The organism is uncultured Ferrovibrio sp. (assembly GCF_937960835.1).
Taxonomy (GTDB): Bacteria; Pseudomonadota; Alphaproteobacteria; order Ferrovibrionales; family Ferrovibrionaceae; genus Ferrovibrio.
This window is the reverse complement of the sequence record NZ_CALGPC010000003.1, coordinates 97,346-119,535: the sequence shown is the minus strand read 5'-3', so window position 1 is coordinate 119,535 and position 22,190 is coordinate 97,346. Positions and strand designations below refer to the sequence as shown.

Annotated in this window: 19 protein-coding genes; 11 read left to right on the top strand and 8 right to left on the bottom strand. The window is 64.1% G+C overall.

Going from position 1 to position 22,190, the window contains the following annotated elements; genetic code table 11:
* The first annotated feature begins 51 nt into the window (after positions 1 to 51).
* From Q0603_RS02910 to lpdA, 6 genes are all read left to right on the top strand, one after another.
* Complete coding sequence (locus Q0603_RS02910; protein WP_298721783.1) at positions 52 to 711, top strand: outer membrane lipoprotein carrier protein LolA; 660 nt, start codon at positions 52 to 54, stop codon at positions 709 to 711.
* A gap of 220 nt (positions 712 to 931) precedes the next feature.
* Positions 932 to 2,101 carry an ADP-forming succinate--CoA ligase subunit beta gene (gene sucC / locus Q0603_RS02905; RefSeq protein WP_298721780.1) on the top strand — a complete coding sequence of 390 codons (1,170 nt, stop codon included), beginning with the start codon at positions 932 to 934 and terminating at the stop codon, positions 2,099 to 2,101.
* The gene (gene sucD / locus Q0603_RS02900; RefSeq protein WP_298721777.1) at positions 2,102 to 2,980 is read left to right on the top strand and encodes a succinate--CoA ligase subunit alpha; all 879 of its coding nucleotides are present in this window, start codon (positions 2,102 to 2,104) and stop codon (positions 2,978 to 2,980) included.
* Positions 2,981 to 3,030: 50 nt separating this feature from the next.
* Positions 3,031 to 5,910: a 2-oxoglutarate dehydrogenase E1 component gene (locus Q0603_RS02895; protein WP_298722176.1), complete on the top strand. Its 2,880-nt coding sequence runs from the start codon at positions 3,031 to 3,033 to the stop codon at positions 5,908 to 5,910.
* Between the two features lie 52 nt (positions 5,911 to 5,962).
* Positions 5,963 to 7,192 carry a 2-oxoglutarate dehydrogenase complex dihydrolipoyllysine-residue succinyltransferase gene (odhB, locus tag Q0603_RS02890; protein ID WP_298721774.1) on the top strand — a complete coding sequence of 410 codons (1,230 nt, stop codon included), beginning with the start codon at positions 5,963 to 5,965 and terminating at the stop codon, positions 7,190 to 7,192.
* A gap of 105 nt (positions 7,193 to 7,297) precedes the next feature.
* Complete coding sequence (gene lpdA / locus Q0603_RS02885; RefSeq protein WP_298721771.1) at positions 7,298 to 8,701, top strand: dihydrolipoyl dehydrogenase; 1,404 nt, start codon at positions 7,298 to 7,300, stop codon at positions 8,699 to 8,701.
* Between the two features lie 75 nt (positions 8,702 to 8,776).
* On the opposite strand, the gene Q0603_RS02880 is transcribed toward lpdA, so the two are convergent.
* Positions 8,777 to 9,232 carry a GNAT family N-acetyltransferase gene (locus tag Q0603_RS02880; protein WP_298721769.1) on the bottom strand — a complete coding sequence of 152 codons (456 nt, stop codon included), beginning with the start codon at positions 9,230 to 9,232 and terminating at the stop codon, positions 8,777 to 8,779.
* 164 nt (positions 9,233 to 9,396) lie between these two features.
* Between Q0603_RS02880 and Q0603_RS02875 the strand changes: the two genes are divergently transcribed.
* On the top strand, positions 9,397 to 10,308 hold the full coding sequence (locus Q0603_RS02875; RefSeq protein ID WP_298721766.1) for a DMT family transporter: 912 nt from the start codon (positions 9,397 to 9,399) through the stop codon (positions 10,306 to 10,308).
* Here Q0603_RS02875 and Q0603_RS02870 read toward each other — a convergent pair.
* Positions 10,305 to 11,669: an alpha/beta fold hydrolase gene (locus Q0603_RS02870; protein WP_298721763.1), complete on the bottom strand. Its 1,365-nt coding sequence runs from the start codon at positions 11,667 to 11,669 to the stop codon at positions 10,305 to 10,307. The genes Q0603_RS02875 and Q0603_RS02870 overlap by 4 nt on opposite strands.
* Before the next feature lie 115 nt (positions 11,670 to 11,784).
* Between Q0603_RS02870 and Q0603_RS02865 the strand changes: the two genes are divergently transcribed.
* The 3 genes from Q0603_RS02865 to Q0603_RS02855 are packed head-to-tail and all read left to right on the top strand — an operon-like array spanning position 11,785 to position 14,615.
* Positions 11,785 to 13,029: an MFS transporter gene (locus tag Q0603_RS02865; RefSeq protein ID WP_298721760.1), complete on the top strand. Its 1,245-nt coding sequence runs from the start codon at positions 11,785 to 11,787 to the stop codon at positions 13,027 to 13,029.
* A 31-nt stretch (positions 13,030 to 13,060) separates the two neighbouring features.
* Positions 13,061 to 13,318 carry a hypothetical protein gene (locus Q0603_RS02860; RefSeq protein WP_298721757.1) on the top strand — a complete coding sequence of 86 codons (258 nt, stop codon included), beginning with the start codon at positions 13,061 to 13,063 and terminating at the stop codon, positions 13,316 to 13,318.
* Positions 13,319 to 13,340: 22 nt separating this feature from the next.
* Positions 13,341 to 14,615, top strand: a complete 1,275-nt coding sequence (locus tag Q0603_RS02855) for an amidohydrolase (RefSeq protein ID WP_298721754.1) — start codon at positions 13,341 to 13,343, stop codon at positions 14,613 to 14,615.
* A gap of 13 nt (positions 14,616 to 14,628) precedes the next feature.
* Here the strand turns inward: Q0603_RS02855 and Q0603_RS02850 are convergent, their stop codons facing one another.
* From Q0603_RS02850 to fsa, 6 genes are all read right to left on the bottom strand, one after another.
* Positions 14,629 to 15,405 (bottom strand): DNA-binding domain-containing protein, encoded by a 777-nt coding sequence (locus tag Q0603_RS02850; RefSeq protein WP_298721751.1) that lies wholly within the window; start codon positions 15,403 to 15,405, stop codon positions 14,629 to 14,631.
* Complete coding sequence (locus tag Q0603_RS02845) at positions 15,389 to 16,369, bottom strand: DUF692 domain-containing protein (RefSeq protein WP_298721748.1); 981 nt, start codon at positions 16,367 to 16,369, stop codon at positions 15,389 to 15,391. Before Q0603_RS02845 ends, Q0603_RS02850 begins: the two co-directional genes overlap by 17 nt.
* A 251-nt stretch (positions 16,370 to 16,620) precedes the next feature.
* Positions 16,621 to 17,421: a DUF3750 domain-containing protein gene (locus tag Q0603_RS02840; protein WP_298721743.1), complete on the bottom strand. Its 801-nt coding sequence runs from the start codon at positions 17,419 to 17,421 to the stop codon at positions 16,621 to 16,623.
* A 64-nt stretch (positions 17,422 to 17,485) separates the two neighbouring features.
* Positions 17,486 to 18,478 carry a tyrosine recombinase XerC gene (locus Q0603_RS02835; protein WP_298721738.1) on the bottom strand — a complete coding sequence of 331 codons (993 nt, stop codon included), beginning with the start codon at positions 18,476 to 18,478 and terminating at the stop codon, positions 17,486 to 17,488.
* A complete protein-coding gene (locus tag Q0603_RS02830) occupies positions 18,454 to 19,179 on the bottom strand; it encodes a DUF484 family protein (protein WP_298721735.1) in 726 nt (241 codons plus the stop codon). Before Q0603_RS02830 ends, Q0603_RS02835 begins: the two co-directional genes overlap by 25 nt.
* On the bottom strand, positions 19,179 to 19,844 hold the full coding sequence (gene fsa, locus Q0603_RS02825; RefSeq protein WP_298721732.1) for a fructose-6-phosphate aldolase: 666 nt from the start codon (positions 19,842 to 19,844) through the stop codon (positions 19,179 to 19,181). The genes Q0603_RS02830 and fsa overlap by 1 nt, the downstream gene beginning before the upstream one ends.
* A gap of 149 nt (positions 19,845 to 19,993) precedes the next feature.
* Between fsa and Q0603_RS02820 the strand changes: the two genes are divergently transcribed.
* On the top strand, positions 19,994 to 22,165 hold the full coding sequence (locus Q0603_RS02820; RefSeq protein ID WP_298721729.1) for a primosomal protein N': 2,172 nt from the start codon (positions 19,994 to 19,996) through the stop codon (positions 22,163 to 22,165).
* Positions 22,166 to 22,190 lie beyond the last annotated feature (25 nt).

Genomic DNA, 22,190 nt, shown 5'->3' with positions numbered 1-22,190 from the left:
CTTCTCGCTCAGGACACGGTCGTTCAGTCTCAAGACTCTCAAGACCGGGCCTTGAGCCGCCGCCGTTTTCTGCTGGCCATGGCGGTTACTGCCGCTGCGGCGCAGCTGACCCTGCCGGTGGCCTATGCCGCCGCACCTGCCAGCGCGCAACTGACCCAGCAGGACCGCCAGGACCTGCAGCGCATCGCCGGCTATTTCAACAGCGTCCGCACGATGAAAGGCCGATTCCTTCAGGTCGGCCCTGACGGCAATGCCGCCGAAGGCCAGATTTTCTTGAGCCGGCCTGGCCGCTTCCGCTTTGAATTCGATCCGCCGGTGCCGATGCTGATCGTTTCCGACGGCGCCTATATCATCATGGAGGATCGTGAGCTGCGCAGTGTGGAGCGTATCCCGCTGGGTGCCACGCCGCTGGATATGCTGCTGCGCGATGAGGTCAAATTCGACGACAGCGTCGGCATAGCCAAGGTGGAGCGCGGGGCGGCCATCCTGCGGGTCACCCTGTTCGAACCCTCGCGTCCCAAGGAAGGCACGCTGACCCTGGTCTTCGGGGACAGGCCGCTGGAATTCGCCGGCTGGACCGTGACCGACGCGCAGGGCAAGACCACCTCAATCTCGCTTAGTCAGATTGACTTCAACCCAGAGTTGAGCAGCCGGCTTTTCTCCTACGGAGACGGTCCGAGCCAGGGGCGCGAGTTGCGCCGCCGCCGCTGAGGGCGGCCATCAGCTCATCCGGCAAAGTACAGATATTTCCGTGACCATGGTCACGGCGGCGTGCAGGGGCCGAACGCAAGTCCGTGAACTTTCGTCGAAAACCCCTGCTTTCAGCAGGAGCAAAGGTTGCAGGCTTTCGACAGGCTGCTATAACCTCGGCCCCGAACGGCAATCCGCATAACCTGGGCTCCCGCCTCTGGTCCGAAACCCGTAGGTCAGCATGAATATCCATGAATATCAGGCAAAAAGCCTGCTCGCGAAATACGGCGTTGCCGTACCCCGCGGCGGTGTCGCCTTTTCTCCTGACGAAGCCAAGACCGTAGCCCGCGAGCTCGGCGGCCCGATCTGGGTGGTCAAGGCCCAGATCCATGCAGGCGGCCGCGGCAAGGCCGGCGGCGTCAAGGTGGTGAAGTCGCTCGACGACGTCGAAGAGAATGCCAAGAAGATGCTGGGCATGACGCTGGTCACGCACCAGACCGGCCCGGAAGGCAAGGTGGTCAAGCGCCTCTATATCGAGGAAGGCTGCGACATCAAGCGTGAGCTGTATCTCTCGCTGCTGGTCGACCGCGCCACCTCGCGCATCACCGTGATGGCCTCGACCGAAGGCGGCATGGAGATCGAAGAGGTTGCCGCCAAGCATCCGGAGAAGATCCTCAAGGTCGCCATTGACCCGGCGACCGGCATGCAGCCGCATCACGCACGCAAGATTGCCTTTGGCCTCGGCCTGGAAGGCAAGCAGGTGCAGTCGGCGGTGAAGTTCATGATGGCGATGTACGAGGCTTTCGTCGGCCTCGACGCCTCGATCGTCGAAATCAACCCGCTGGTGGTCACCGGCGCGGGCGACATGATCGCGCTCGATGCGAAGATGAACTTCGACGACAACGCGCTATACCGGCATAAGGATGTCGAAGATATGCGCGATCCGGACGAGGAGGATGCCTCCGAGCTGGAAGCCGCCAAGTGGTCGCTGAACTACGTCAAGCTGGACGGCGAGATCGGCTGCATGGTCAACGGCGCCGGCCTGGCCATGGCGACGATGGACATCATCAAGCTGTACGGCTCCGAGCCGGCCAACTTCCTCGATGTCGGCGGCGGCGCCACCAAGGAGCGCGTCACTGCAGCGTTCAAGATCATCCTCAAGGATCCGAACGTCAAAGGCATCCTGGTCAACATCTTCGGCGGCATCATGCGCTGCGACATCATCGCCGAAGGCGTGGTCGCCGCTGCCCGCGAAGTGAAGCTGTCGGTGCCGCTGGTGGTTCGCCTCGAGGGCACCAACGTCGATCTGGGCAAGAAGATCATGGCCGAATCGGGCCTGCCGATCATCTCTGCCGACAATCTCGCCGATGCCGCCGAGAAGGTGGTGAAGGCCGTGAAGGGAGCCAAGTAAATGGCCGTTCTCGTTAACAAGGACACCAAGGTCATCTGCCAGGGCATCACTGGCAGCCAGGGCACCTTCCATACTGAACAGGCGATCGCCTACGGCACGAAGATGGTCGGCGGCGTCACCCCGGGTAAGGGCGGCACCACGCATCTCGGTCTGCCGGTGTTCAACACCGTGGCCGAGGCGGTCGAGAAGACCGGCGCCAATGCCTCTGTGATCTACGTGCCGCCGCCGTTTGCGGCCGACTCGATCCTTGAAGCCATCGACGCCGAGATCCCGCTGGTGGTCTGCATCACCGAAGGCATCCCGGTGCTGGATATGGTGAAGGTCAAGCGCGCGCTCAGCGGCAGCAAGACCCGCCTGATCGGTCCGAACTGCCCGGGCGTGATCACGCCGGGCGAGTGCAAGATCGGCATCATGCCGGGTCATATCCATCGCCGCGGCAAGGTCGGCATCGTGTCGCGCTCCGGCACCCTGACCTATGAAGCGGTGGCGCAGACGACTGCGGCCGGTCTCGGCCAGACCACCTGCATCGGCATCGGCGGCGACCCGGTCAACGGCACCAACTTCATCGATGCGCTCGACCTGTTCCTGGGCGATCCGGAAACCGAGTGCATCATCATGATCGGCGAGATCGGCGGCAGCGCCGAAGAGGAAGCCGCCGAGTTTCTGAAGAAGTCGAAGGTGAAGAAGCCGACGGTTGGCTTCATCGCCGGTCGCACCGCGCCTCCGGGCCGCCGCATGGGTCATGCCGGCGCCATCATCTCGGGCGGCAAGGGCGACGCGAATACCAAGCTGGATGCCATGCGATCGGCCGGCATCCGTGTGTCGGATAGCCCGGCAGCGCTTGGCACCACCTTGGTCGATCTGTTGAACGGGAAGTAACCGAAGTAACCAGAGGACGGCGCCGGCCAACAAGCGGCGCCATGACATCGATGACGGCGCAGCTTGAACGCACGCAGTTCCTCTACGGTGGCAACAGCACCTTCGTTGAGGAGCTGTATGCCAAGTACGTTGCCAACCCCAACAGCGTCGACGCCTCCTGGCGGCAGTTCTTCGAGGCGCTGGGCGAAGATTTCGCCAAGCCCGAACAGGCGCTGAGCCGCCCCTCCTGGGCGCCGCCGGCTTCGCTGGTGCCGCTGGAGGACGAAGGCCTGCTCGGCCCGCAGGGCAAGGCGGTCAAGGCCGCCGAGCGCGCCACCAAGGCCGGCGCCTCCGCCGCCGATGCCCGCGCCGCTGCGCTGGATACCATCCGCGCGGCGATGCTGATCCGCAACTACCGCATCCGCGGCCATCTCAAGGCGCAGCTCGATCCGCTCGGCATCCAGGCGCCCGGCGAGCATCCCGAGCTTGAGCCGGAAACCTACGGCTTCACCGAAGCCGACATGGACCGGCCGATCTTCATCGACAATATGCTGGGCCTGGAGACCGCGACGCTGCGCGAAATCCTCCAGATCCTGCGCCGCACCTACTGCTCGACCATCGGCGTCGAGTTCATGCACATCTATCACCCCGAGCAGAAGGCCTGGATCCAGCAGCGCATTGAAGGGCGCGACAAGGAAGTCCAGTTCACGCCCGAGGGCAAGAAGGCGATCCTGAACAAGCTGGTGGAAGGCGAGATCTTCGAGCGCTTCTGCCACATGAAGTTCACCGGCACCAAGCGCTTCGGCCTGGAAGGCGGCGAAGCGCTGATCCCGGCGATGGAAGCGATCATCAAGCGCGGCGGCCAGCTCGGCCTGCGCGAGATCGTGCTCGGCATGCCGCATCGCGGCCGCCTCAATGTGCTGGCCAACGTGATGGCCAAGCCGTATCGCGCGATCTTCTCCGAATTCAAGGGCATGGCCTACCACCCGGACGATTTCCAGGGTTCGGGCGACGTGAAGTATCACCTTGGCGTTTCCGCCGACCGCGAGTTCGACGGCAACAAGGTGCACCTGTCGCTGGCGGCCAACCCGTCGCATCTTGAGATCGTCGATCCGGTCTGCTTGGGCAAGGCGCGCGCCAAGCAAACCCAGTATGGCGACACCGAGCGCGAGCAGGTGCTGACCGTGCTGCTGCATGGCGACGCGGCTTTCGCCGGCCAGGGCGTGGTGGCGGAATGCTTCGCGCTGTCCGAGCTGCGCGGCTATCGCACCGGCGGCACGATCCACATCATCGTCAACAACCAGATCGGGTTCACGACCAATCCGTCCTATTCGCGCTCCTCGCCCTATCCGTCGGATGGCGCGAAGGTGGTGCAGGCGCCGATCTTCCATGTCAACGGCGACGATCCGGAAGCGGTGACTCATGTGGCGAAGATCGCCACCGAGTTCCGCCAGAAGTTCAAGAAGGACGTGGTCATCGACCTGTTCTGTTATCGCCGTCACGGCCATAACGAGACCGACGATCCGTCGTTCACCCAGCCGATCATGTACCGCACGATCGCCACGCATCCGACGACGCGGCAGATCTATGCCAAGCGGCTGATCGAGGAGGGCGTCGTCACCGAGGCGGAAGCCGAGGCGATGGTGACCGAATTCCAGAACCGCCTGGAGGAAGAGCTGGAGGCCTCGAAGTCCTTCAAGCCCAACAAGGCTGACTGGCTGGAAGGCAAGTGGTCGGGCCTGGAGATCGCCTCCGGCGAGGACCGCCGCGGCACCACCGCGGTGGAGATCGAGACGCTGAAGAAGATCGGCCGGGCGATCACGACGATTCCGGAAGGCTTCAACATTCACAAGACGCTGGCGCGCAACGTGCAGAATCGCCGCAATGCCATCGAGGCCGGCGAAGGCATCGACTGGGCGACGGCGGAAGCTTTGGCCTTCGGCTCGCTGCAGCTCGAAGGCTTCCCGGTCCGCCTGTCGGGCCAGGATTGCGGCCGCGGGACCTTCAGCCAGCGCCACAGCGTCTGGCACGACCAGCAGACGGAAGAGCGCTATGTGCCGCTCAACCATATCGCCGAGGGCCAGGCCCATTACGAGGTGATCGACAGCTTGCTGTCGGAGGCCGCGGTGCTTGGCTTTGAGTATGGCTACAGCCTGGCCGAGCCGAACGCGCTGGTCATGTGGGAAGCGCAGTTCGGCGACTTCGCTAACGGCGCGCAGGTGGTGTTCGACCAGTTCATCTCCTCGGGCGAAGCCAAGTGGATGCGCATGTCGGGCCTCACCGTCCTGCTGCCGCATGGCTATGAAGGCCAGGGTCCGGAGCACAGCTCGGCCCGCCTGGAGCGCTATCTGCAGCTCTGCGCCGAAGACAACATGCAGGTGGCGAACTGCACCACGCCGGCGAACTACTTCCACATCCTGCGCCGGCAGATCCATCGCAAGTTCCGCAAGCCGCTGATCCTGATGACGCCGAAGTCGCTGCTGCGTCACAAGCTGGCGGTTTCGAAGCTGACCGATATGGGCCCCGGCTCGTCCTTCCATCGCGTGCTGTGGGACGATGCGCAGCTTGATGATGCGAAGATCAAGCGCGTCATCCTCTGCACCGGCAAGGTCTATTACGACCTGTTCGAGGAGCGGCAGAAGCGCGAGATGAAGGATACGGTGATCCTGCGCATCGAGCAGCTGTATCCCTTCCCGCATAAGGCGCTGATGAGCGAACTGCAGCGCTACAAGAACGCCAAGGTGGTCGTCTGGTGCCAGGAAGAGCCGAAGAATATGGGCGCCTGGAGCTTCATCGAGCCGCATATCGAGCATGTGCTGACCGAGATGGGCTCCAAGGTGAAGCGTCCGGTCTATGCCGGCCGTGTCGAGGCGGCTTCGCCGGCCACCGGCCTGATGAGCAAGCATAACCAACAGCAGGCGAAGCTGGTCGATGACGCCTTGACGGCCTGATGGGCCGCCGAGGCTGAAGTCGAGGGGCGTCGTTAGATAAAGGAAGTATGAAATGGCAGTCGAAATTCGCGTCCCGCAATTGGCGGAATCGATCTCCGAAGCCACGGTGGGCCGCTGGGCCGTCAAGCCGGGCGAGGCGGTCGCACGGGACCAATTGCTGGTCGAACTCGAAACCGACAAGGTGACCGTCGAGGTCAACGCGCCGGAAGCCGGCACGCTGGCCGAGGTGCTTGCTCAGGAAGGCGCCACCGTGCAGGTGGGCGACCTGCTCGCCACCTTGACCGCGGGCGCTGGTGCCGCTGCCGCGAAGCCGGCTGCCAAGGCTGAGGCTCCGAAGGCGCCGCAGGCTGCTGCCCCTGCCCCCGCCGCCGCCCCGGCTGCCACGCAGGGCGGTTCTGCGGCTGGTCAGCCGCTGCCCGCCGCGGCCAAGCTGGCTGCCGAGCAGGGCGTCGACGTTTCCGGCGTGACCGGCACCGGCAAGGATGGCCGCGTCACCAAGGGCGATGTGCTCGGTCTCCTGCAGGGCGGCGCCGCGGCCCCGGCTGCCAAGCCCGCCGTGCCGGCCGGTCCGCGCCCCAATGCGGCCCGCGAAGAGCGTCAGCGCATGTCCAAGCTGCGTCAGGTCATCGCGCGCCGCCTGAAGGAAGCCCAGAACACCGCCGCCATGCTGACCACCTTCAACGAGGTGGACATGTCGGCGCTGATGGCTGCCCGCAAGCAGTATGTCGAAGCCTTTGAGAAGCGCCATGGCGTGCGCCTTGGCTTCATGTCCTTCTTCGTGAAGGCCTGCGTGCAGGCGCTGAAGGAATTCCCGGCGGTCAATGCCGAGATCGAGGGCGACGATATCGTCTTCAAGAACTACTACAACATCGGCTGCGCGGTCTCGACGCCGACCGGTCTGGTCGTGCCGGTGATCCGCGATGCCGATCAGCTGTCCTTCGCCGGCATCGAGAAGGCGATCGCCGATTTCGGCAAGCGCGCCCGTGACGGCAAGCTTGGCCTTGATGAGCTGCAGGGCGGCACCTTCAGCGTCTCCAACGGCGGCGTGTTCGGCTCGCTGATGTCCACGCCGATCATCAATCCGCCGCAGTCGGCCATCCTTGGCATGCACAAGATCCAGGAGCGTCCGATGGCCATCAACGGGCAGGTGGTGATCCGCCCGATGATGTATCTGGCGCTGTCTTACGACCACCGCATCATCGACGGCCGCGAGGCGGTCAGCTTCCTGGTGCGGGTCAAGGAATGCATCGAGGATCCGCAGCGTCTGCTGTTCGAGATGTGATCAGTGCGGCGGGCCTTCGGGCCCGCCCTTGTTTTTGCGCCGGTCCCGCGTCACCTTCCACCCGGCACAGTTTCCAAGAACAATCAGAAAATTTTGGAGTCAGCGATGAGCGAACAGGCATTCGACATCATCATCATCGGCGCCGGGCCGGGCGGCTACACCATGGCCATCCGCTGCGCCCAGCTTGGGATGAAGACCGCAGTGGTGGAGAAGCGCGCCACGCTGGGCGGCACCTGCTTGAATGTCGGCTGCATTCCCTCCAAGGCGCTGCTGCAATCGTCTGAACTGTTCAACGAGGCCGGCCATGGCTTCGCCACGCATGGCATCAAGGTGGGCAAGCTCGAACTCGACCTGCCGGCGATGATGAAGCAGAAGCAGAGCGTGGTGGATGCCTCCACCAAGGGCATCGAGTTCCTGTTCAAGAAGAACAAGATCACCTGGCTGAAGGGAGCAGGCAAGCTGCTCGGCGGCGGCAAGGTGGAAGTGAAGGGTGAATCGGCCGGCACCTACTCGGCGAAGCATATCGTCATCGCCACCGGCTCCGACGTGATGCCGCTGAAGGGTATCGAGATCGACGAGAAGCAGATCGTCTCGTCCACCGGTGCTTTGGAACTGGGCAAGGTGCCGAAGACGATGGTGGTGATTGGCGGCGGCGTGATCGGCCTGGAGCTCGGCTCGGTCTGGAGCCGGCTGGGTGCCGAAGTCACGGTGGTGGAATTCCTCGACCGCATCCTGCCAACCAATGATGGCGAAGTTTCCAAGCAGATGCAGCGCATCCTCTCCAAGCAGGGGATGAAGTTCAAGCTGTCGACCAAGGTCGCCTCCGCCAAGGCCGGAAAGTCCGGCGTCACCCTGACCATGGAGCCGGCTGCCGGCGGCGCTGCCGAGGAAATGACGGCGGATATCGTGCTGGTTTCGATCGGCCGCCGTCCTTATGCCGATGCGCTCGGCCTGGAAGCCGCAGGCGTTCAGCTGGACGAGCGCGGGCGCATCAAGACCGATGGCCATTTCCAGACCACTGCCGCAGGCGTCTATGCCATCGGCGATGTCATCGCCGGTCCCATGCTTGCGCATAAGGCCGAGGAAGAAGGCGTCGTGCTGGCCGAGATGCTGGCCGGCCAGAAGCCTCATATCAACTACGATGCCATTCCGGCGGTGGTCTACACCTGGCCGGAAGTCGCCAGCGTCGGCAAGACCGAGGAAGAGCTGAAGGCTGCAGGCATTGCCTACAAGGCCGGCAAGTTCCCCTTCACGGCCAATGCCCGTGCCCGCGCCATGACGATGACCGATGGCTTCGTGAAAATCCTCGAAGACGAGAAGACCAAGCGTGTCGTCGGCTGCCACATCATTGGCCCGGATGCCGGCCATCTGATCCAGGAAGTGGTGATGGCGATCGAGTTCGGCGCTTCGGCGGAGGATATCTACCGCACCTGCCATGCCCATCCGGCGCTGACGGAAGCGGTGAAGGAAGCCGCGCTGGCCGTGGACGGCCGCACCATCAATATCTGATGGCTGACTTCAGGCATTACTGCAAAAGGGCGGCCGCCAGGCCGCCCTTTTCATTTCGGCTTCATGCCGGCTTTGTCATCTCGGTCGCCGCAGCATGAAGTCGCAGCTGTCGTTGCGCCGGATGGTGCGGAAGCCGAAGCGTGCATAAAGATGCCGCGCCGGATTGTTGCGCAGGACCATCAGCGAAGCGGTTTCACGCGCTTCATCCCATTCCTCGCAGAGGCGCTCCAGCAGGTAGCTGCCGATCCCGAGGTCGCGGAACTCAACGCTCATGAAAAATTGCTGCAGCCAGATCGCCCGCTCGGTGCGGGTAATGGTGAACCAGCCGGCATCGTCGCTGCCGCATTGCACGATCGCCGAATGGCGCCAGTCGTAGATCCGTGCGAAACGGGCAGCCTGATCCTTCTCGTCCCAGTGATAATAGGCCGAGGCGAAAGGCTGGATGCCCTCGGCGTAAATCGACCAGGCGAAGTTCAGATCCTCGGCCCGGGCGGGACGCAGGGTGACCGATGTCGCGAATGTTGTTCCCATGGCTCTCCTGTCCCGCCTCCGCGGCCTGGAGGGGCAGCGCAGCCCCGCAATCTAGGAAGCGAAATAGTGCCGGGACCGTCAGGGACAATTGGCCGCCCGGCAGGTCGGACCTGCTCCGGCCGGGGTCTGGTCGATGATCCCTGTTCCGGGCTAGGAAAAGGGGCATGATCGACAATCAGAGCATTGCCCACGCAACTGCCGGCTGGGGCCAGTCGAAGCTGGCCGCCGCACTCTGGGTCCTGGCCGGCGCCTTCGCCTTTTCACTGCTTTTTTCGTCCGGAAAGCTGATCGGTGGTGTCATTCCGGCGCTGCAGATCATCTTCATCCGCTATCTGAGTGGCTTTGTCACCGTCAGCGGCATGGTCGCCCTCCGCCGCGAGGTCTGGCCTGCCATCCAAGCCAGCCAGCGGCGCTGGCTGCATTTCCTGCGCGCCTTCTGCGGCGTGGCGGGCGGCAGCTGCAACGTGGCGGCAGCGATGCTGATGCCGTTGGCCGATGCCGCGGCGCTGGCGCTGCTGCAGGGCATGTTCACCATGCTCCTGGCCGTGCTGCTGTTGCGGGAACGTGTCAGCCGCGGCCAGATCCTTGCGGCCTTGCTCTGTCTGGCCGGGGCGTTTGTGATCGTGCGCGGCAATGCGCCGGCCGGTGGCTTGGGCGCCATGCTCGAAGCAGGCTGGGGGCCGTTATTCGGCATCCTCGGCGCCTTCCTGATCGCTTGCGAGATCATCCTGATCAAGTTCCTGACCCGGCATGAAAGCGCGCTGTCCATGCTGCTGCATGTCAACGGGTTCGCCACGCTGCTGCTGATCGTGCCGATGCTGCTGCTGTGGGAGGATGCATCGTGGCAACAGCTTGCAGCTCTGTCCCTGCTGGGGCCGATGGCCATCGCCGGGCAGCTCTGCAATGTCCGCGCCTATCAGATCGCAGATGCTGCCTGGCTGGCGCCGTTCGGCTATTCCTCGGTGGCTTTCGCTGCCCTGATCGGCTGGGTGGTTTTCGGGGACATACCCAGCCTGGCGGCCTGGATCGGCACGGCGCTGATCGTTGGCGGCGGGCTGCTGCTGATCCGCCGCTAGTAATGCAGCTCCGCGATCACCACGCGGTTATCGGCCAGCGGCCAGGACTGCACGGCGATGGTTTCATCGTTGAACCGGCAGACGACGCTGCGTTTGGGTGAGCCTGCCGGCAGCAGCAAAGTCGCTGTTGAAACATTCGGCACACCCTCGGCGATACCCTCTGCGGGTTGACCGTCGAAGGTGATGGTATCGCGGCCTATTCCGAAATAGCCGCGCGGGCGGCTCAGCGTAATCGCGCTGCTGGCCAGCTTGGCCTTGTCGCTGAGCGAGCCGGGGCGCAGGTGAATGATCGAGGATGAACGCGGGAAGGGTGACCGGTAGATATGGGTGATCGGATGATCCGGCGTGGCGATGACGAATTCGTACGTCGCATAGGGTGAGGCGCGGAACGGCCCCCAATAGCCATCGGCGCCGGTTTCCTGCCGATGCACTTGCCGCCGCCGTTCGCCGGTTCGCGGATCGGTCTCGTAGATTTCCACCACGGCACCGGCCACGGGCAAATTGGTCTGCACCGCAGAGCCGCTGGGCGGGCTGGTCATTCCATTGACCTTGCCGTTCAGGATCGGCGCTGCCTCGGCGGCGATGCCGGTGGTGCCCGGCGCACCGCCCATGATGAATTCCCAGATCGCGGCGAAGGCCCTTGGATGGAAGGCCACTTCGCGATGATCGAGGCCAGGCAGTACCACATTCTTTGCCCCTCTCAATGCGGGGCCGTCGAAGGCCACACCGGTCGGCTGACCGGGCATTCCCAGATAGCGGCCATCTGGCTGGGCGAATTTGTCGTTGGTGTCCGAAAGGGTGGTCATCCAGGCCGGACCGGGGACAGTCTCGGTCGGCCCTTCGTTCAGCTGGCGCAGGAAGGCGGAGCTGCCGTTGAATTCGCTGCCGAGCAGAACCCGGTCGGAGACAATGACGCCATGATTGGGCGTGCCGCACAGAACTGCATGCGAAACATGCGCTGCGCCCCCACCATTCTTGATGTAATTGCGGATTGCATTGCCACCCCGCGAGGAGCCGACCAGGGCGACCTTTGCGGCATTGGTCCGCTGTTTGACCTCGGAAACGAAAGCGGCAAGCTGTTCGCGCTGGTCGGTGCTGGACGAGCGCAGGCGCTGGAAGACCGCGTCGTTATTGCGTGCCAGCGGGTAGGGGAAGTCGACCGCGAACAGCCGGTCGCGCGGAAAGCCATTGCTTTCCCAGCGCCAGAATGTCGTGTGCCACAACGCAGCCGTATCGCCGTTGCCATGTACGAACACCACCGGGGCGGCATTCTCGAAACGCGGCGCGCAGGCCAGCAGCGGGCTCAACCCGAGGGCGGCGGAACCGAACAGAAAGCGACGGCGGGAGACGAGCGGCAGCATAAAAATCCCTTTTATGGTCTGGCCGGAGGAGAAGGCGGCGTTCCCTCTGGCGGTTTGGACGAGATCGGTGAATACTGCATGACAACAATAGCATGCCCATCCGCCCTGCCCAGATATGTCCCCGCGTCAACTGATCCTCCTGCTCGCCGCGCTGGAGGTGCTGGCCATCCTCCCCATCGCCAGCTTCCCCGCCCTGATGCCGACCTTCATCGAGGCCTGGAACTTAAACAATACGGAAGCCGGCTGGATCGCCGGCGTCTATTATCTTGGCTACATGCTGCTGGTGGCGCCCGCCGTCACGCTGACCGACCGCTATGATGCCCGTAACATCTTCGTGCTGGGCAGCGCCGTCACCGGCGTCGCCACCGTGGCCTTCGCTTTTCTCGCCGATGACTTCTGGTCCGGCTTTCTGCTGCGCGCCATCGGCGGCGTCGGGCAGGCGGCCGTTTATATGCCAGGGCTGCGCGCACTGACCGATCGTCTGGAAGGCGGCGAGCAAAGCCGCGCAGTGACTTTTTACACGGCCAGCTATTCGATCGCGATCTCGCTCAGCTTCACCGTCACCGGATTGCTGGCGGAATGGTATGACTGGCGCGTGAGTTTTGCCGTGCTCGGCCTGGGCTCCCTGCTGGCTGCGGTGGCCGCCTGGATACTGCTCGCGCCGCGTCCGCCGCAGCGGAAAAAGGGGCAGCCGCTTTTCGCGCTCAAGCCCGTGCTGCGCAATCGCGATGCGATGGGCTATATCCTTGGCTATGCGGCGCATGGCTTCGAGCTGACCGCGATCCGCGCCTGGATCACGGCCTTCCTGGTCTATGTTCTGGCTCGGGATGCCGCCCAGGGCGGCGCCTGGGCGGAGCATTTGCCGAGCCCAACCGTCCTGGCGGCGGTGATCACACTGATCGGGTTGCCGGCCAGCCTGCTTGGTAATGAGCTCGCGCTGAAATTCGGCCGCCGCCGTGCGTTGATCGCAATCATGAGCATCTCGGGGCTGCTCGGCGTGATGATCGGCTTCACGGCCGCCCTGCCGGTCTGGTGCGTGCTCATCTATTGCGCGATCTACTACATTTTCATCTCAGGGGATTCGGGCTCCTTGACGTCGGGCATGATGGCAGCGGCCGAGCCGGAGCATCGCGGCTCCACCATGGCGCTGCATTCGACCCTGGGCTTCGGCGTTTCCGTGCTGGGGCCCATTGTGGTCGGTCTTGCGTTGGATGCGGCGCAGCAGGCGATCGGCGGCGAGAACACGCTGACCTGGGGGATCGGCTTCGCGGTAATGGGCCTGAGCGTATTATTGGGCCCGGTGGCTCTGATCTGGGCGGGCCGCGGCGTGAAGGGCCGCGCAGCAGCAAACTCAGATTGACCGCAGGCGGACGATCCTGTCAAATTGCAGGATGTGCCGCTGGTGTGATCTCGACGCCTCCACTGCCGACCTGACACCTGAGCAGGTCGCCAAGCAGAGGCAAATCCTGCAATTGCTGACTCTGGTCGAGCATCCGGACGCGTTGCCGCAGCAGGATGTGCTGCGCATCGCACAGCAGATTTTCGCCCTGCTGGACGAGATCGACGATGCCTGTGCGGATTTCAAGCTTGCGCGGATCGGCTTGCCGCGCCGCCGCGACGGGCTACCGCCTCTAAGCGAATTCCACTGATCCATCATTAAGGACTGCCGCGATGAATCTTCAGGTCGCCTCCGCCAAATCCAGTGACGCAAAGGCCGCGGTCTTCGGCCGGATCGATGCCCTGCTGCCGGAGCTGGAGAAGATCTATATCGATCTGCACAAGCATCCCGAATTGTCGATGCAGGAGGTGCGCACCGCTGGCATCGCAGCGCGCTGGCTGGAGGATCATGGCTACGAGGTCCATGCCGGCATCGGCAAGACCGGCGTGGTCGGCCTGCTGAAGAATGGCGATGGTCCCTGCATTCTGCTGCGCGCTGACATGGACGGTCTGCCGGTCAAGGAAAAGACCGGCTTGCCCTATGCCAGCGAGCAGACCGGCACGGACCGCTTCGGGCAATCGGTTTCGATCATGCATGCCTGCGCCCATGACATGCATGTCACCTGGCTGATGGCGGTGACCAAGCTGCTCGCAGAGTCGCGCGATTTGTGGCGCGGCACGGTGATGGCGGTGTTCCAGCCGGCCGAAGAGATCGGCGCCGGCGCTGCCGCGATGCTGGCCGATGGCATGGTAAAACGTTTCCCCAAGCCCGATGTCTGCCTCGGCCAGCATCTGATCCCGATCCCGGCCGGTATGATCGGCTACAAGCCGGGCATTGCCATGTCGGCCGCCGATAGCTGGGAAGTGAAGATGATCGGCCGCGGCGCCCATGGCTCCAAGCCGGAGAACAGCGTCGACCCGGTGGTGATGGCCTCGGCCACCGTGATGCGGCTGCAGACCGTGGTGTCGCGCGAGGTGGCGATGGTCGACAGCGCCGTGGTCACCGTCGGCACGCTGCAGTCGGGCTTCAATGAGAACGTTATCCCTGACGAAGCTCTGCTGCGTCTGAATGTGCGCTCGTTCAAGGAGGAGGTGCGCAGCCGCGTGCTCGCTTCGATCAAGCGCATCATCGATGCCGAGGCGGCTGCCTCCGGTGCACCGCGGCCGCCGGAGATCCGCGAGATCAGCAAGTTCCCCGTCACCATCAATGACGAGGCGGCGATGGCCCGCACGGTGGATGCGATGACCGCGCGGCTTGGCGCCGAGCGCATGCTGCCGATGGAGCCGCTGTCAGGCAGCGAGGATTTTGGTCTGTTCGGCACAGCCTGGAACGTGCCGTCCGTCTTCTGGTGGGTCGGCGGTACCGACCCGAAGAAATTCGCCGAGGCGCAAGCCGGCGGCGAGCCGATCCCGGTCAATCACTCGCCGTTCTTCGCGCCGGTGATCCATCCTTCGCTGAAGGCGGGCATCGAGGCGATGCTGACGGCGGCTTACGCCTGGCTGGATTGACGGCGCAGCTTGCCTATTCGGCCTGCGGCGGCAGATCCGCCGGCCGGGCGAAGATCCCGCCATCCAGCATCCAGCTGAAGCTGGCGGGGAAATCGAAGCCAGGCTGTCCGGAAGCCGCCAGGGCTGCTTTGCCGAGCGGAGCGCCGGCGCTGAGCTCCGCCAGCAGCAGATCCTCGCCCGGATTGAGCTTGCGCCAGCGGATATCGATATGCTGGCGCCAGATCAGCAGACGCTCGCCGCTTCCATTCATGTCAATCCGGTCCACGGCAGGCGCGTCCGGCTGATGAACCTGCCAGATTTCGCTGACCGGGAACGGCGTTGACAGCCGCTGGGCCGAAGGATGCAGCGGCAGGTGCAATTGCGCCGTCACCTCAGCATCGGGGAGATCTTCAGGACGCAGCAGGGTCGCGTCTTCGGCGTGATAGGCAGTGTTCAGCGCCCATTCGAAAGCCGCGATATCGGGCAGGTAGTTATGCCCACCCAGGTCGGGCAGGGCCGCCAGAAAGGTTGGGAAGCCGCCGCCATATTGCGTAAGGATGGGCGAACGCGGCGGCTCGAAAATCAGGAAGTCACGCGCGGTCTGGGCAAAGAAAGCCTCGCCAACCAGGGCTCGTGTCACCGGGAAGGTGGTGGCGAGCGCCTCCAGAAGGCTGGTGCGGAAATGATCGGCATAGATCTGCACGCGGCCTTCGGCCGGAATCGCGTCGCCGATCACCTTCTCGGCGATCATGTAGAGCGAGTCGGTCAGCGCCGTGGCAAATTCCCGCTGGCGTTCAAGCAGCGCGCTCATCGCTATCCCCGGTAGTCTGCCCAACAGTCGGCGCTGCAAGGGCTGCCAGCGCTTCGACGCGACGGCGGTCAGCATGTTCGGCTTCGGCGACCAGATGCGGCAGCGGCGGGATATTGACATCCCATTCCAGCAAGGTGGCGGCATGCGGGAATCTCCGCACGGCGCTGGCATAAAGCCGCCAGACCGGCTCGGCCACCAGGGAGCCGTGATCGTCGATCAGGATTGTCTGCCCATCGGCGTCGATCTCGGTATGGCCGGCCACATGCAGTTCATGCACGGCCATGGGCGGCAAGCTGTCGAGATAGGCTTCCGCCACCGCAGGCGCAGCCTCGCGTCCGACATGATTGACGCTGGAAACATAGATATTGTTGACGTCGCAAAGGATGCCGCAGCCGGTGCTGGTGCTGAGCCGGCTTAGAAACTCTGCCTCGGCAATGTGGCTTTCGCGAAAGCGCAGATAAGTCGCCGGCGTTTCGATCAGGATCGGTCGCTTCAGCCGCGCCTGCACGATATCGATATTGCGGCTGGCCAGTTCCAGGCTTTCATCAGTATAGGGGATCGGCAGCAGGTCGTTATAGTAGCGGCCATCGACGCCCACCCAGGCAAGATGCTCCGACACCAGCACCGGCTCCAGCCATTCGACCAGCGCCGCCAGTCTTTCGAGATGGGCCGCATCCGGCAATTCGCTGCCGCCCAAGCCAAGGCCCACGCCGTGCACTGAAACCGGCCAGATCGCCCGCGCCTGCTCCAGATAATAACGCGGCGCGCCGCCGCCCATGTAATTCTCGGCATGAATTTCCACCCAGCCCACCGCTGGCCGCAGCTCCAGCAACGCGCGATGATGGGGGGCACGCAGGCCGATGCCGGCCCGGTCCGGGTTCAGCCTGCCAGGGTTGGGTCGATCCCCTCCTGCCAGCACCGGCATGGCCGGCGCATGAGCGGGGTTGGCAGATGACTGGGTCATGGCACGCCGCTCTTGGTCAATCCCGCATCAGCAGGACGTCTGTTCGGCCTCGACCATGCCACGCGTCAACGCGGCGTCGATCGCCGAAGCGGCGAAATGGGCGGTGTTTCTGAGCATAACGCACTCCTCTGGGGCTAGGGACGACGCCTTGCGGTGATTGGTCATCAAGGTCATCCCTAACGCTGCCTGCCGAGAGGCAGTTTAACACTGCCGGCGGGGAAATGGCTGCAATTATAACGGCAGCGGGCAGCTCAACCGCTGGTTTCCTGGGCGGCGGCCGGTACGAGAAACGGCGTCAATGGGCCGTCATGGGCAGGCATCCCGAGCCGGCCGATCCCAGGCAGCTTCAAGGCGGGCCGCAGCAGGTCCACCCCAAGGGTGAGGCCGAGCAGGTTGAGTTCAATCCCCTCGCTGACCGCCGCCGTCACCCCGGCAAGGCCGAAAAGCGAGATCTGCCAGCCCGTCCCGCTGGGAGCGGGGGCGAAAATTTGATCGGTGCCGATCCAGTCCTTGCCGATCGCGGTCGGCGGCAGATGCAGGCCCAGTTCCGGAACCTGGCGGGCGATATAGGCGACGAAGCTGTTCGAGTTGGGTCCGGGCCACATCACGTATTTCTCGCGGCCGGGATAGCGTTCGGCGGCAGCAATGATCAAAGGAATGGCAAAGGCGGCCTCCGGCCCCCGCATATCGAGCAGCAGTTCCGGGGCGTTGCCGGCCCAGTAGCCGTCCGGCACGCGCTGGCTGATCCGCACCGGGGAACTGCCCCAGCCGACCACTTCATACCGCGTGTAGGACGGCGCTCCGGCCGGCTTGACCACAATCCAGGTATGCACTGCGAGCGCCCCGCGCCAGCCCCAAAGCCGCGCGCCATAGACCTGCACCACAGCATCCTTCACCGCGGCCGGATCGGGCGCCAGGCCGGCGGAATCCCAGCGGCTGGTCGACCAATGCTTGCGCTCGGCCATGGCGATGCTGCCGCCCGAGGCCAGAATCGGCAGGACGATCAGCAGGGCTAGGGCGATCAGAAGGGAGCGGAGGATCCAGCGGCGCATCGGCATCGTCTCTCAGATACGATGGATGCTACCGTTACCTGCGGCTGGAGCAAGATGACGGCGATCACGAAGTCGTGCTGACGCCGCGGGCCCGGGGGTGTGCGCTGTCGTAGACCCGCAGAAGCGCCTCCGCATCCACCTCGGTATAGCGCTGGGTGGTGGCGAGAGAGGCATGGCCGAGCAATTCCTGGATGGTGCGCAGATCGCCGCCACCGGCCAGCAGATGCGTGGCGAAGCTGTGCCGCAATGCGTGCGGGGTTGCCGTCTCAGGAAGTTGCAGCGCCCGCCTGGCCTGGCGCATTGCTTTCTGCACGATGGCAGGGTCCAGCCTTTTACCGCGCGCGCCATAAAAAAGCGGCGTGCCAGGGCCGATCGGATAAGGGCAAAGCTTTGCATAGGCGAGGATTGCCTCGCGTACCACGGGTAGGATCGGCACCAGCCGCTGCTTGTTGCCCTTGCCGGTGACGGTCAGGCTGTCGCCTTTCGGGATCTGATCGCCATTCAGGCTCAGCGCTTCACCCAGGCGCAGGCCCGCACCCCAAAGCAGAGTGAGAATTGCCGTATCGCGCGCCTGAAGCCACGGCGTCTCAGAGAATTCCTCGACCGCGTCGATAACCTGCTGGGCGGCGGGTACAGAAAGTGGCTTGGGCACGCTATGCGGCCGCTTCGGCGTGCGGATCAGCCGTGCCGCTGGATTATCGACCAGGCCATCGCGCTGCAGACGGCGGAAGAAGCTGCGGATGGCGCTGAGGCTGCGTGCAAGCGAACTGGCTTCGAGACCATCGCCGCGACGGCGGGCAAGGTAAGAACGGAAATCGCTTTGCCGTAACGTGCGCAGGTCCTGCAGCGTCGCTGCTTCCCCCAGGTGATCGGCGAGGAATGCGAAGAAGCCGGCGAGATCGAGGCCATAGCCGCGCAGCGTGTGTTTCGAAAAACGCTTTTCCTTGGCCAGCCAGCGATACCAGGCCTCAGCCGCGGCTTTGGCGTCTTCGGCGGCGAGGAAGAACGGCAGCCGGTCTTCCTCTTCGATCTTCAGGGCTGCGGCAGATCGAGCCATGCGCGTACCGATCGGCCGAGCACGCCGGCAATGAATTGCAGCAGTTCGGTACCCTGATTGGGCTGGAACTTGTCCGGCTCGCGCGAGCCGAGCGCCAGCATCGCCTGCGGCGCGGTCGGGCCGAAATCGAGCCGTGCCAGGGCATCCGAACGCACCAGATTGGCGGCCGGGCCATAAAGCCATTCGGCAGCCTCGCAGTGATCGCGCAGCAGAGCTGGCAAGGCGCCGATCAGCGTGTCGATGGCGCCATGCGGCAGCACGAAGACGCCGCCGGTGATGATGTCCTTCATGCGGTGCGGATCGCCTTCGACGCAAAGACTGATGGTGTCGACCTCCAGCAGGTCCGTCCAATCCTGAGTGGCGATATGGATCAGATGCTCAAAACTGCCGGCTTCCAGAAGGGCAAGCACGGCTGCGTGCACGCGCTGCGTCGCAGACATGTTCTGCCGGCTCGCATCCAGCAATTCCGCGCCCACATCGGAAGCACGCGCAAGCTCGCCCTGCAGGCGCTGCACCATGAAGCGCTGCAGATCGACGACGTTGTCGCCGCTTTGCGCCCGCGACGGCGGCAGCAGCACCTCGCACAGATCGGGATGGCGCGTCAGCAGATCGGGATTCTGCCTCAGCCAGGCGACGACATCCGCCTCATCCAGATAAGCGGGGGCGGAACGTGGGCTGGCAGGCGCACGATAATCGGCCATCAGGGATTTCCTAGGATTGATTGCCCGGTCTTTTTCCAGTCAGCGAGGAAGGCATCCAGCCCCTTGTCGGTGAGCGGATGCTTGACCAGCGATTTCAGAACGGCGGGCGGCACGGTGCAGATGTCGGCGCCCAGTTTGGCAGCCTCCACCACATGCATCGGATGGCGGATGCTGGCGACCAGCACTTCCGTCTGGAAGTCGGAATAGTTGTTGTAGATCTGCACGATGTCGGCGATCAGGCCCATGCCGTCATGGCCGATATCATCCAGCCGGCCAACGAAGGGTGAGATAAAGGTCGCGCCGGCCTTGGCGGCCAGGATTGCCTGGGCGGGCGAGAAGCAGAGCGTGACGTTGACCATGATGCCGTCATCGCTCAGCAGTTTGCAGGTTTTCAGTCCGTCCAGGGTGAGCGGGACCTTCACCGCGATATTGGTGGCGATCTCGGCCAGCTTGCGGCCCTCGGCCAGCATGGTGGCATGGTCGGTGGCGGTGACCTCAGCCGATACCGGCCCCTTCACGATCTTGCAGATTTCCTTCACCGTGGCGAAGAAGTCCTTGCCGGTCTTGGCCACCAGGGAGGGGTTGGTGGTGACGCCGTCCAGCAGCCCGGTATCGTTCAACTCGCTGATTTCGGCAATATCGGCGGTATCAACGAAAAATTTCATCTTTCCAAGCTCCTAACTCTCCACGGCGAGGTCCTCGACGGGCACTCTGGCGGGCGCGCCGAATCGCCCTCGGATGCTATAAGCGAATGCTGTAATCACCTGGTTAACAATACCTGACCCCGTATTCCTGTTCTACCGGAACCCACCCCTTGACTGCCGCCGATCTGGTTCGTGTTCTGCTGCCTCTGCCGCTGGCGGAGCCGTTCAGCTATCGCGCCAGCGCGGGCGGGTTGCAGCCCGGCGAGATCGTCGAAGTGCCGATCGGCAACCGGGTCTCTCTGGGCGTGGTCTGGGATGGCGAGGCCGAGCCGCTGGGGCCGGGCAAGACGATCAAGCAGGTGATCCGCTCCTGTGATGCGCCGCCGATCGGTTCGGCCTTGCGCAAGCTGGTCGACTGGGTGGCAGGCTATACGCTCAACCCGTCCGGCGCTGTGTTAAAAATGTGCCTGCCCGAGCCCCGGGCGCTGATCGCGCCGCCGCCCATGCGCCAGGTGCTGCATCCTGGCGCCAGCGTCGAGATGCGGCCCAGCGCGCAGCGTCAGCGTGTGCTGGATATCGCGCGCGAGCGTCCTGGGCTTGGCATCTCCGAACTGGCTGAAGCCGCCGCCGTTTCGTCCGCCGTGGTGCGCAAGCTGCTCGAACTTGGCGCTTTGCGGGCAGAGAGCGTGCCTGCTTTCCGCCCGCCGCCGCATCCTGACTGGCGCAAGCCGGGCCGGCCGCTGAATACCGCCCAGGCAGAGGCTGCAGCCGGCCTGCGCGCCGCGGTCAATGCACGGGATTTTTCGGTAACCTTGCTGGAAGGCGTGACCGGCGCCGGCAAGACGGAGGTCTATTACGAAGCGATTGCTGCCTGTCTCGCAGCGGGAAGGCAGGCTTTGGTACTGCTGCCCGAAATTGCGCTGACGCAGCAATCGCTGGATCGCTTCGAGCAGCGTTTTGGCGCACCCGCCTGGGCATGGCATTCCGAGATGGCGGAAGGGCGCCGCGCTGCGACTTTACGTGCGATCAGCCGTGGCGAAGCGCATGTGGTGATTGGAGCCCGGTCGGCATTATTCCTGCCCTATGCCGATCTTGGCCTGATCGTCGTCGATGAGGAGCATGACGCCTCCTACAAGCAGGAGGAAGGTGTCATTTACAACGCCCGCGACATGGCGGTTGTGCGCGGCAAGCTGGAAGGCATACCCGTTGTGCTTGCCTCGGCGACGCCATCGCTGGAAAGCCTGTATAATGTGGCACGCCGCCGCTATGCCCATGCCGTGCTACCCGAACGTCATGGCGCCGCTGCATTGCCGCAGATCGCGGTGATCGATCTGCGCAAGGAGAAACTGCCAAGCCAGCGGTTTCTCAGCGCGCCTTTGGTCCAGGCGCTGGAAGAGACCCTTGCTGGCGGCGAGCAGGCCATGCTGTTCCTCAATCGCCGTGGCTATGCGCCGCTCACTTTATGTGGCGCTTGCGGCCACCGCTTGAGTTGCCCGAACTGCTCGGCCTGGCTGGTCGAGCATAAGCGCCATGGCCGCCTGCAATGCCATCATTGCGGCCATCAGCAGCGCCTGCCCGAGGCCTGTCCGTCCTGCGGCGCTGAGGATCGTTTCAAGGCCTGCGGTCCGGGCGTTGAGCGTCTGGCGGAAGAAGCCGCAATGCTGTTCCCGGATGCGCGCCTGGCCATCATGGCGTCCGATACCATGACCTCGCCTGGTCAGCTGGCCGAGATGATCGCGCGCATGGAGCGGCAGGAGATCGATATCCTGATCGGCACGCAGATCGTCGCCAAAGGTCATCACTTCCCGTTGCTGACCCTGGTCGGTGTGATCGATGCCGATCTTGGTCTGGCGGGCGGCGATCCGCGCGCCGCCGAACGCACCCATCAATTGCTGACCCAGGTCGCCGGTCGCGCCGGCCGCGCCGCACATCCGGGCCGTGTGCTGCTGCAAAGCTTTCTGCCAGAGCATCCGGTGATCGCGGCGCTCGCGCGCCATGACAGTGCCGGCTTTATCGCTGCCGAGATGGCGGAGCGTCAGCGTGCCGGTATGCCGCCTTTTGGCCGGCTGGCCGCGCTGATCCTCAGCGGTTCAGACCAGGCCCAGGTGCAGGCAGCAGCACGTGGGCTCGCCCAGGCCGCGCCGCGCGGTCCAGGCCTGGTTGTCCTGGGGCCGGCGCCGGCGCCCCTGCACTATTTGCGGGGCCGGTTCCGCGAACGGCTGTTGCTGAAAGCCGCCCGCGATATCGATGTTCCGAACGTGCTGCGAGAATGGCTTGCTAAGATCAAACTACCATCGGCTGTAAAGTGCGCCGTGGACGTCGATCCTTATAGCTTTCTTTAACAACCCGGTTTTTAAGTTTGCGCCA

Excerpts from the sequence above, each read along its gene's own strand:
- sucC (WP_298721780.1), top strand. The coding sequence starts at position 932 with ATGAATATCCATGAATATCAGGCAAAAAGCCTGCTCGCGAAATACGGC.
- sucD (WP_298721777.1), top strand. The coding sequence starts at position 2,102 with ATGGCCGTTCTCGTTAACAAGGACACCAAGGTCATCTGCCAGGGCATC.
- Q0603_RS02895 (WP_298722176.1), top strand. The coding sequence starts at position 3,031 with ATGACGGCGCAGCTTGAACGCACGCAGTTCCTCTACGGTGGCAACAGC.
- odhB (WP_298721774.1), top strand. The coding sequence starts at position 5,963 with ATGGCAGTCGAAATTCGCGTCCCGCAATTGGCGGAATCGATCTCCGAA.
- lpdA (WP_298721771.1), top strand. The coding sequence starts at position 7,298 with ATGAGCGAACAGGCATTCGACATCATCATCATCGGCGCCGGGCCGGGC.
- Q0603_RS02880 (WP_298721769.1), bottom strand. The coding sequence starts at position 9,232 with ATGGGAACAACATTCGCGACATCGGTCACCCTGCGTCCCGCCCGGGCC.
- Q0603_RS02875 (WP_298721766.1), top strand. The coding sequence starts at position 9,397 with ATGATCGACAATCAGAGCATTGCCCACGCAACTGCCGGCTGGGGCCAG.
- Q0603_RS02870 (WP_298721763.1), bottom strand. The coding sequence starts at position 11,669 with ATGCTGCCGCTCGTCTCCCGCCGTCGCTTTCTGTTCGGTTCCGCCGCC.
- Q0603_RS02865 (WP_298721760.1), top strand. The coding sequence starts at position 11,785 with ATGTCCCCGCGTCAACTGATCCTCCTGCTCGCCGCGCTGGAGGTGCTG.
- Q0603_RS02860 (WP_298721757.1), top strand. The coding sequence starts at position 13,061 with ATGTGCCGCTGGTGTGATCTCGACGCCTCCACTGCCGACCTGACACCT.
- Q0603_RS02855 (WP_298721754.1), top strand. The coding sequence starts at position 13,341 with ATGAATCTTCAGGTCGCCTCCGCCAAATCCAGTGACGCAAAGGCCGCG.
- Q0603_RS02850 (WP_298721751.1), bottom strand. The coding sequence starts at position 15,405 with ATGAGCGCGCTGCTTGAACGCCAGCGGGAATTTGCCACGGCGCTGACC.
- Q0603_RS02845 (WP_298721748.1), bottom strand. The coding sequence starts at position 16,369 with ATGACCCAGTCATCTGCCAACCCCGCTCATGCGCCGGCCATGCCGGTG.
- Q0603_RS02840 (WP_298721743.1), bottom strand. The coding sequence starts at position 17,421 with ATGCGCCGCTGGATCCTCCGCTCCCTTCTGATCGCCCTAGCCCTGCTG.
- Q0603_RS02835 (WP_298721738.1), bottom strand. The coding sequence starts at position 18,478 with ATGGCTCGATCTGCCGCAGCCCTGAAGATCGAAGAGGAAGACCGGCTG.
- Q0603_RS02830 (WP_298721735.1), bottom strand. The coding sequence starts at position 19,179 with ATGGCCGATTATCGTGCGCCTGCCAGCCCACGTTCCGCCCCCGCTTAT.
- fsa (WP_298721732.1), bottom strand. The coding sequence starts at position 19,844 with ATGAAATTTTTCGTTGATACCGCCGATATTGCCGAAATCAGCGAGTTG.